The organism is Streptomyces tibetensis (assembly GCF_007655005.1).
GTDB classification, from domain to species: Bacteria; Actinomycetota; Actinomycetes; order Streptomycetales; family Streptomycetaceae; genus Streptomyces; species Streptomyces tibetensis.
Genome location: NZ_SZVW01000037.1, coordinates 40,389 through 48,986 on the forward strand (window position 1 = coordinate 40,389; position 8,598 = coordinate 48,986).

The window sequence follows — 8,598 nt, forward strand, 5'->3', positions numbered from 1 at the left end:
AACTCACTCCTCGGCGAACCCCTCCTCCACCATCCAGTCCAGCGCCACCTGGTGCGGATCCTCCCCGTCCACATCCACCTTCGCGTTCAGCGTCTGCGCCACGGAGTTGTTCAGCTTCTCCGTCACCGGGTTCAGGACCTCCGCGATCGCCGGCCACTCCTTCAGCGACTTCGCGTTGATCATCGGCGCGACGTTGTAGTTGGGGAAGAACTTCTTGTCGTCGTCCATCACGACCAGGTTCATGGACTTGATGCGCCCGTCGGTGGTGAACACCTCCCCGTACGTGCAGTTGCCCTTCGCGGTCTGCGTGTAGATGATCCCGGTGTCCATCTGCGTGATGTTCCGTGCCGGGACGTTCATGCCGTAGGCCTTCTGCATGCCCGGCAACCCGTCCGCCCGGTTCGCGAACTCGACCTCCACGCACAGCTTCACGGCCCCCGGATCGGACTTCGCCAGCTTCGCCACCTCCGACATCGTCTTCGTGCCGTACTTCTTCGCGTTCTGCCGGTTCATCGCCAGCGCGTACGTGTTGTCGAGTTTCGACGGCGGCAGCCAGACCAGCCCGTTGCCCGCGTCCTCCTTCTTCACCGCCTCCCACTGCTCCTGCGGATCGGCGATCGGCCTGCCGTGCCCGAGGTATGTGATCCAGGCCGTGCCGGTGTACTCGTACCCGGCGTCCGCGTCGCCCTTGCGGACCGCCTCGCGACTGCCGATGGAGCCCTGGATGCCGGTGCGGTCGATGACGTCCCCGCCGGCCGCCTCGAAGGCGATGCCCATGATCGAGCCGAGGATCAGCTGCTCGGTGAACGACTTCGACGTGACCGTCAGATGCGCGCCCTCCAGCGGCTCACCCCGGCCGATCGAGCCCGGCTTCACGTCGTCGGTCAGGGGAGAGCCGCTGGTCAGGCCGCAGCCGGCCGCTGCCAGGAGCAGGCCGACGGACGCCAGGCACGTAGGTCTTCTCACGGCTGCAACCCGCGCGGGCGCAGCAGCAGTTCGACGATCGACGCCAGCCAGTCCACCAGCAGCGCCAGCACCACCGTGAGGACCGACCCCAGCACCAGCACCGGCATCCGCTGGTTGGTGATCCCGGTCGTGATCAGCACACCGAGGCCGCCGCCCCCGCCGAAGACCGCCAGGGTCGCCGTACCGACGTTCAGGACGAGGGCCGTGCGTACGCCCGCGAGGATCAGCGGGACCGCGAGCGGGAGTTCCACCCGCCTCAGCACCCCCATGGGGGACATGCCGATGCCGCGGGCCGCCTCCAGCAGGGTCGGGTCGTTCGCCTTCAGGCCCGTGATCGTGTTGGACAGCACCGGCAGGATGGCGTAGGCGATCATGCCGATCAGGGCGGCCCTGCGGCCGATGCCCAGCCAGATCACCAGGAGGGCGAGCAGGCCGATCGCCGGGGTCGCCTGACCCGTGTTGGCGAACGCCATCACCACCGGGGTGGCCCTGCTCGCCGCCCCGCGGGTCAGCACGATGCCCAAGGGGATCGCGATGATCAGCACGAAGAACGTGGAGATCGCGGTCAGCTGGATGTGCTGCCACAGTGCCTTGGTGACCTGGCCGCCCGACAGGGCGTTGCGGGTGAGCGCGTCCAGGTCGGCCTGCTGGAACCAGAGCCAGGTGGCGAGCAGCACGGCGATCAGGGCGACCGGCAGGAACGTCAGCTTCTGCCAGGTCAGACGGGCGGGCGGGCGCTCAGTCGGGGGCGCCTTCGCCACGGGCTCGGAGGTCTCCCCGACCTCCGTGGCCGTCACCGCTCCCCTCCCGGGCCGCCCACGCCCGCCGGGCCCGCGGCCCCCTCCTGCTCGGCGTGCGTCTGCGAGGCCCGCAGCGACTGAAGTTCGTGCTGGTGCTCCAACGCGTCGAGCCGGTCCGCCTCCAGCATCTCGTGCACGGAGTTCATCAGGGTCTCCATGTCGACGACGCCCGTGTACTCGCCGCGCCGCCCGGTCACCGCCACCCGCCCGGCGTTGTCGGTGAGCACCGCCTCCAGCGCGTCGCGCAGGGTCGCGTCCCGGGTGACCGTGTCGTTCACCAGGGTCCCGGCACGGGCCAGTGAGCCCCTGGCCCGCATCAGGTCGCCGCGCCGCAGCCACTTGTAGGGACGGCCGCGCCGGTCGAGCAGCAGGATCTCGTTGCTGCCGCTGGTCCGCAGCTCGTTGAAGATCTGCTGCAACGGGTCGTCGACCGTGACCGTCGGATAGTCGGTGATCTCCACGTCCCGTACGCGGGTCAGGTTCAGGCGCTTCAGCGCCGCACCGGCGCCCACGAACCCGGACACGAAGTCGTCCGCCGGGTTGGTGAGGATCGCCTCGGGGGTGTCGAACTGCGCGATGTGCGACCGCTCGCGCAGCACGGCGATCCGGTCGCCGATCTTGATCGCCTCGTCGAAGTCGTGGGTGACGAAGACGATCGTCTTGTGCAGCTCGTGCTGCAAGCGGATCAGCTCGTCCTGGAGGTGGTCCCGGGTGATCGGGTCCACCGCCCCGAACGGCTCGTCCATCAGCAGCACCGGCGGATCGGCGGCCAGCGCCCGGGCCACGCCCACGCGCTGCTGCTGGCCCCCGGAGAGCCGGCGCGGGTAGCGGCCCTGGAACTCCCCGGGGTCGAGGCCGACGAGGTCGAGGAGCTCCTCGGTCCGCTCCTTGATCCGTGCCCTCGGCCAGCCGAGCATCCTCGGGACGATCCCGATGTTCTGCGCGACCGTCATGTGCGGGAAGAGCCCGGCGGACTGGATGGCGTAGCCGACCTTGCGGCGCAGCTTGACCGGGTCCATGTCGGTGACGTCCTCGCCGCCGATCCGGATGCGGCCGCCGGTCGGCTCGATCAGCCGGTTGATCATCTTGAGCGTGGTCGACTTCCCGCAACCCGAGGGGCCGACGAAGACGACGACCTCGCCCGCCTTGATCTCCATGCTCACGTTGTCCACGGCCGGCTGCGCACTGCCGGGATAGCGCTTGGTCAGGCTCTCCAGCTCGATGGAGGCGCCGTGGTCACCGGTCTCAGGCACGGATCCCCCTGGGAATGGTCAGCCGTCCGATCAGGACGTACGCGGCGTCGAACAGCAGCGCCAGGATGACGATGCCGAGCGTGCCCGCGAGGACCTGGTTGAGCGCGTTGGCGCTGCCCAGCGAGGCCAGGCCGCGGAAGATGACGTTGCCGAGGCCCGGGCCGGAGGCGTACGCGGCGATGGCCGCGATGCCCATCAGCATCTGGGTGGAGACGCGGATGCCGGTCAGGATCGGCGGCCACGCCAGCGGCAGCTCGATCCGCAGCAGCCGGGACGGCCGGGACATCCCGATGCCGGTGGCCGCGTCCACCAGCGCCGGATCGACCCCGCGCAGCCCGACGATCGCGTTGCGCACGACCGGCAGCAGCCCGTACAGCGTCAGCGCGATCACCGTGGGCGGCACTCCGAGGCCCACGAGGGGGATGAGCAGACCGATCAGGGCGAGCGCCGGCACGGTCAGGACGGTGGCGGTCGTCGTGGTCGCGAGGTTCCCGGCCCACTCGCTGCGGTAGGTGACCACGCCGATCAGCACCCCGAGCGCCGTCGCGACGACCATGCACTGGAAGACCACACTCGCGTGCTGGTAGGCGTCCGTGAGCAGCTGCTGGTGCCGGTTGACCAGGTACTCCCAGAAGTTCACACGCGCTCACCCCTACACGTCAGGTCTCCTCCGCGGCCTGCTCCACGAGCGGGATGATCCGCAGCGGAACGGGGTTCTCCATGACGATCGCCGTGGAGGCCCGGACGATGCCATCAAAACCGACGACCCGGTCGATCACACGCTGGAGATCGGCGTTGGAGCGGGCCACGAGCCGGCACAGCATGTCCCCGGTGCCGGTGGTGGTGTGCAGCTCCAGCACCTCCGGCACGGTCGCCAAGTGCGCCCGTACGTCGGGCCCTTGCCCCTGCCGGATCTGCAGCGTGGCGAACGCCGTGACGGGGTAGCCGAGCGCGGCCGGGTCCACCTCGGGACCGAATCCGCGGATGACTCCGTTCGACTGAAGCCGGTCCAGCCGCGCCTGCGCGGTGCCCCGGGCCACCCCCAGCCGCCGGGACATCTCCAGCACCCCGATCCGCGGCTCCCGGGCCAGCAGCAGGATGATCCGGCCGTCCAGACGATCGATCGCCACAGCAGCCTCCCGGCATGGTCATCCTGTACAGAAGAGCCGACGATACGGCCGTATTGCTGAACAGATTGCCCAGCCAAAACACAAACTATTGCGCACCTTGCCGGGCAGGGAGACCCTGCGGCTATGACGCAGACCACACACCACACTCCCGACACCGCCCGGCAGGCCGACCCCTTCCCGGTCAAGGGAATGGACGCGGTCGTCTTCGCCGTGGGCAACGCCAAGCAGGCGGCGCACTACTACTCCACCGCCTTCGGCATGAAGCTGGTCGCCTACTCCGGACCGGAGAACGGCAGCCGCGAGACCGCCGCGTACGTCCTGGAGAACGGCTCCGCCCGCTTCGTCCTCACCTCGGTCATCAAGCCCACCACCGACTGGGGCCACTTCCTCGCCAAGCACGTGGCCGAGCACGGCGACGGTGTCGTCGACCTCGCCATCGAGGTCCCGGACGCGCGCGCCGCCTACGCCTACGCCCTGGAGCACGGGGCCCGCTCGGTCGCCGAGCCGTACGAGCGAAAGGACGAGCACGGCACGGTCGTCCTGGCCGCCATCGCCACCTACGGCGAGACCCGCCACACCCTCGTCGAGCGCTCCGGCTACGACGGCCCGTACCTGCCCGGCTTCGTCGCGGCCGAGCCGATGGTCGAGCCGCCCGCGCAGCGCACCTTCCAGGCGATCGACCACTGCGTCGGCAACGTCGAGCTCGGCAAGATGAACGAGTGGGTCGGCTTCTACAACAAGGTGATGGGCTTCACGAACATGAAGGAGTTCGTGGGCGACGACATCGCCACCGAGTACAGCGCGCTGATGTCCAAGGTCGTCGCCGACGGCACGCTCAAGGTCAAGTTCCCGATCAACGAGCCGGCCATCGCCAAGAAGAAGTCCCAGATCGACGAGTACCTGGAGTTCTACGGCGGCGCGGGCGTGCAGCACATCGCGCTCAACACGGGCGACATCGTCCAGACGGTCCGCACGATGCGGGCGGCCGGCGTCGAGTTCCTCAACACGCCCGACTCCTACTACGACACGCTGGGGGAGTGGGTCGGCGAGACCCGGGTCCCGATCGACACCCTGCGCGAACTGAAGATCCTGGCCGACCGCGACGAGGACGGCTACCTGCTGCAGATCTTCACCAAGCCGGTCCAGGACCGTCCGACCGTCTTCTTCGAGATCATCGAACGCCACGGCTCGATGGGCTTCGGCAAGGGCAACTTCAAGGCCCTGTTCGAGGCGATCGAGCGCGAGCAGGAGCGCCGCGGCAACCTGTAGCCGCCGGTGCCGCGGGTCGTGGGGTGTCACGGTCGTGCGGGTGTCACGGGGCACCTGCACGACCCGCCCCCGCCGTCCCGGCACCCGGGCAGCCCAAGGCTTCCGCCGACGGGTTCACACCGGTGGCCCCGGGTGCGAACCTGTGATCATGAGCCGTATCGAAGCGCCCCGCTCGAAGGACACCGCAGCGACCGGCGACCTCGTGGATCTGCTGCTGGGCGGCCTGCCCGCCGAAGCGGTCCTCACCGACCCCGACGTCACGGCCTCCTACGCCAACGACATGGCGAGCTTCTGCCCGGCCGGCAGCCCGGCCGTGGTCGTGCTGCCCCGCACGACCGAGCAGGTCCAGCACGTGATGCGCACGGCCACCGCCCTGCGCGTCCCCGTCGTCCCGCAGGGCGCCCGCACCGGACTGTCCGGCGCCGCCAACGCCTCCGACGGCTGCATCGTGCTGTCCCTGACGAAGATGGACCGGATCCTGGAGATCAACCCGGTCGACCGCATCGCCGTCGTCGAGCCCGGCGTGGTCAACGCCGCCCTGTCCAGGGCCGTCGGCGAACACGGCCTCTCCTACCCGCCGGACCCCTCCAGCTGGGAGATGTGCACCATCGGCGGCAACATCGGCACCGCCTCCGGAGGCCTGTGCTGCGTCAAGTACGGGGTGACCGCCGAGTACGTCCTCGGCCTCGACGTCGTCCTCGCCGACGGGCGCCTGATGTCCACCGGCCGCCGCACCGCCAAGGGCGTCGCCGGCTACGACCTCACCCGGCTGTTCGTCGGCTCCGAGGGCTCGCTCGGCATCGTCGTACGGGCCGTCCTCGGGCTGCGCCCCAAGCCGCCCGAGCAGCTGGTGCTGGCCGCCGAGTTCGCCTCGGCCGCCGCGGCCTGCGACGCCGTGTGCCGGATCATGGAGGGCGGCCACGTCCCGTCACTCCTCGAACTCATGGACCGTACGACGGTCAAGGCCGTCAACGCGATGGCGCGGATGGGCCTGCCCGAGAGCACCGAGGCGCTGCTGCTGGCCGCGTTCGACACCACCGCCCCGGCCGCCGACCTCGCCGCCGTCGGCGCCCTGTGCGAGGCGGCCGGTGCCACCCAGGTCGTGCCCGCCGACGACGTGACCGAGTCCGAACTGCTCCTCCGGGCCCGGCGGTCGTCGCTCACCGCGCTGGAGGCGGTCAAGGGCGTGACGATGATCGACGACGTGTGCGTGCCCCGCTCCCGGCTCGCCGAGATGCTCGAAGGGGTCGACCGGATCGCCGAGAAGTACCAGCTCACCATCGGTGTCGTCGCCCACGCGGGCGACGGCAACACCCACCCGACGGTCTGTTTCGACCCGGCGGACCCCGACGAGTCCCGGCGCGCCCGCGAGTCCTTCGACGAGATCATGGCCCTCGGCCTGGAACTCGGCGGCACCATCACCGGCGAGCACGGCGTCGGCGTCCTGAAGAAGGAATGGCTGGCGCGCGAGATCGGCCCCGTGGGCATGGAGATGCAGCGGGCCGTCAAGCAGGCCTTCGACCCGCTGAACATCCTGAACCCGGGCAAGCTCTTCTGAGGCCCGGCCCCTCACTGGGCGAGCAACTGGGCCAGCTCGTCGTCCAGCCCGAGCTGCTCACCCTCCGCCCCCGGCGGCACCACCCGCAGCGTGCGCTCCAGCCAGGCCGACACCGCCGCCGCCGGAGCCTCCAGCAGGGCGTCGCCGTCGGGTGAGCTCAGCGCCATCAGCACGACGCTGCGCCCCTCGGTCTTCGTCGGCCACACCCGCACGTCCCCCTGCCCGCAGGGCCGGAACACGCCCTCCACCAGCAGGTCCCGGGCGAACGTCCAGTACACCGGGTGCTCGGTGTCGGTGTGGAAGGTGACGTGGACGGCGTAGGGGTCGGCGGTGAGGTACCCGAGCCGGGCGGGCACCGGGATCCTCCGCTCGGGCGACAGGACGAGCTTCAGCTCCAGTTCCCGCTCCACGACGGTGTGCATGGCGGTCTTCCCTTCTCCTGACGGCTGCCCGTTGAGGGCCGGTCACCTGGAGAGAGCGGGGCGCCGCCGCGGCATTACGCGCCTTGCCGGAAGTTTTTTCGCAGGGGGAACGGCCGCAGGGGCGCGGTGCGTAGCACATCGGTGCTCGAAAGGGGCGGGTCCGGTGGGAGCGGCCGTGGGGCTTGCGCACGTCTGATAGATGTGGAGGCCCCCATTTGGCCCCCGAGCAGATACGGGACGACGGACATGAGCGCCCCAACCCCGGCCCCCGGTGACGACCGGCCCCGCGAAGGGTATTACCCGGACCCTTCCATTCCTGGATATGTCCGGTACTGGAACGGTGCCTCCTGGGTGCCGGGCACCAGCCGGCCGGCGCCCGGGGACGGCGAGTCGCTCGCGCCGCCGCCCGGAGCGGGGGCGGCGCAGCCCGCCTCGGTCGAGGAGACCGGCCCGCACTTCTTCGATGAGGACCCGGCCGAGGAGCCGTCCGCAGCCGACGCGCAGCACGGCAGCCGTCCCGAACCGGCCTCCGTCTGGGGCGCCGACCGCTCCCGGCAGACGGGCTTCGGCGGCGACCAGGACCGCCGTGTCTCGTGGGGCGCTCCGCAGGGGGCGCAGGGCGCGGCCCCGCAGGGCGCTCAGGGTGGCGACCCGAGGCAGCCGCACGCCGACCGGCGGCCCGACGCAGGGCCCGCCGGCGCCGACGGCACGGCGGACGTCCCCCCGGCCGACCGGGAGGCGCAGGCCGCGGCGGGGGGCAGCACGTTCGTGTTCCGCCGCCCGGCGGGGAAGCCCGGGGGAGAGGCGGCCTCGGCCGATGCCCCCGACGACGGCACGATGACGTTCCGCGCGGTGTCCCCACGCCCGGGCCCGGCCGGTGGGCCGGGGGCCGGGGACCGCGGCGCGCCCGGGACCGGGTTCGGCGCGCAGGGCGGCGCCGGGGGCTCCGGGGCCGGCGGTTCCGGCTTCGGGCCGGCCGGGTCCGGTGGCGACTCGGCGGCGCCCGTTTCCGGGGGGCAGGCCGGGGCGGTCGGCGGCGGCTTCGGTCCGGTCGGCTCCGGCAGTGGCCCGGCGGCATCCGCCTTCGGCGGCCCGCCCGGTTCGGCGGGGCCCGGCGGGAGCCCGTCGGGACCCGCGTTCGGCGCGCAGGCCGGGCCGACCGGTTCCGGGAGCGGCTCCGCGGCGCCCGGTTTCGGCGCC

Annotated in this window: 9 protein-coding genes; 3 read left to right on the top strand and 6 right to left on the bottom strand. The window is 71.3% G+C overall.

The window, feature by feature from the left end; translation table 11 throughout:
* Positions 1-3: 3 nt before the first annotated feature.
* From FDO69_RS40040 to FDO69_RS40060, 5 genes are read right to left on the bottom strand one after another with little or no spacing between them, the layout of a single operon-like run.
* Positions 4-966 (bottom strand): glycine betaine ABC transporter substrate-binding protein, encoded by a 963-nt coding sequence (locus tag FDO69_RS40040; protein ID WP_104788969.1) that lies wholly within the window; start codon positions 964-966, stop codon positions 4-6.
* Complete coding sequence (locus FDO69_RS40045) at positions 963-1,763, bottom strand: ABC transporter permease (RefSeq protein WP_420878584.1); 801 nt, start codon at positions 1,761-1,763, stop codon at positions 963-965. The genes FDO69_RS40040 and FDO69_RS40045 overlap by 4 nt, the downstream gene beginning before the upstream one ends.
* Positions 1,760-3,019: a betaine/proline/choline family ABC transporter ATP-binding protein gene (locus tag FDO69_RS40050; protein ID WP_104788971.1), complete on the bottom strand. Its 1,260-nt coding sequence runs from the start codon at positions 3,017-3,019 to the stop codon at positions 1,760-1,762. The genes FDO69_RS40045 and FDO69_RS40050 overlap by 4 nt, the downstream gene beginning before the upstream one ends.
* A complete protein-coding gene (locus FDO69_RS40055) occupies positions 3,012-3,659 on the bottom strand; it encodes an ABC transporter permease (protein WP_104788973.1) in 648 nt (215 codons plus the stop codon). Before FDO69_RS40055 ends, FDO69_RS40050 begins: the two co-directional genes overlap by 8 nt.
* A gap of 19 nt (positions 3,660-3,678) precedes the next feature.
* Positions 3,679-4,149, bottom strand: coding sequence for an Lrp/AsnC family transcriptional regulator (locus tag FDO69_RS40060; RefSeq protein WP_104788976.1), 471 nt, complete (start codon positions 4,147-4,149; stop codon positions 3,679-3,681).
* A gap of 123 nt (positions 4,150-4,272) precedes the next feature.
* On the opposite strand from FDO69_RS40060, the gene hppD reads away from it, so the two are divergent.
* Together hppD and FDO69_RS40070 are read left to right on the top strand one after the other, a co-directional pair.
* Complete coding sequence (gene hppD / locus FDO69_RS40065) at positions 4,273-5,418, top strand: 4-hydroxyphenylpyruvate dioxygenase (RefSeq protein WP_104788978.1); 1,146 nt, start codon at positions 4,273-4,275, stop codon at positions 5,416-5,418.
* A 142-nt stretch (positions 5,419-5,560) separates the two neighbouring features.
* Positions 5,561-6,976, top strand: coding sequence for an FAD-binding oxidoreductase (locus FDO69_RS40070; protein WP_104788981.1), 1,416 nt, complete (start codon positions 5,561-5,563; stop codon positions 6,974-6,976).
* 11 nt (positions 6,977-6,987) lie between these two features.
* Here the strand turns inward: FDO69_RS40070 and FDO69_RS40075 are convergent, their stop codons facing one another.
* Positions 6,988-7,398 carry an SsgA family sporulation/cell division regulator gene (locus FDO69_RS40075; protein ID WP_104788983.1) on the bottom strand — a complete coding sequence of 137 codons (411 nt, stop codon included), beginning with the start codon at positions 7,396-7,398 and terminating at the stop codon, positions 6,988-6,990.
* Positions 7,399-7,644: 246 nt separating this feature from the next.
* Between FDO69_RS40075 and FDO69_RS40080 the strand changes: the two genes are divergently transcribed.
* Positions 7,645-8,598: DUF2510 domain-containing protein (locus tag FDO69_RS40080; RefSeq protein WP_138430294.1), on the top strand; the 954-nt coding region annotated here is incomplete at its 3' end.

Bases quoted from the DNA above. Each gene is read 5' to 3' on its own strand.
- hppD (WP_104788978.1), top strand. From the start codon at position 4,273: ATGACGCAGACCACACACCACACTCCCGACACCGCCCGGCAGGCCGAC.
- FDO69_RS40075 (WP_104788983.1), bottom strand. From the start codon at position 7,398: ATGCACACCGTCGTGGAGCGGGAACTGGAGCTGAAGCTCGTCCTGTCG.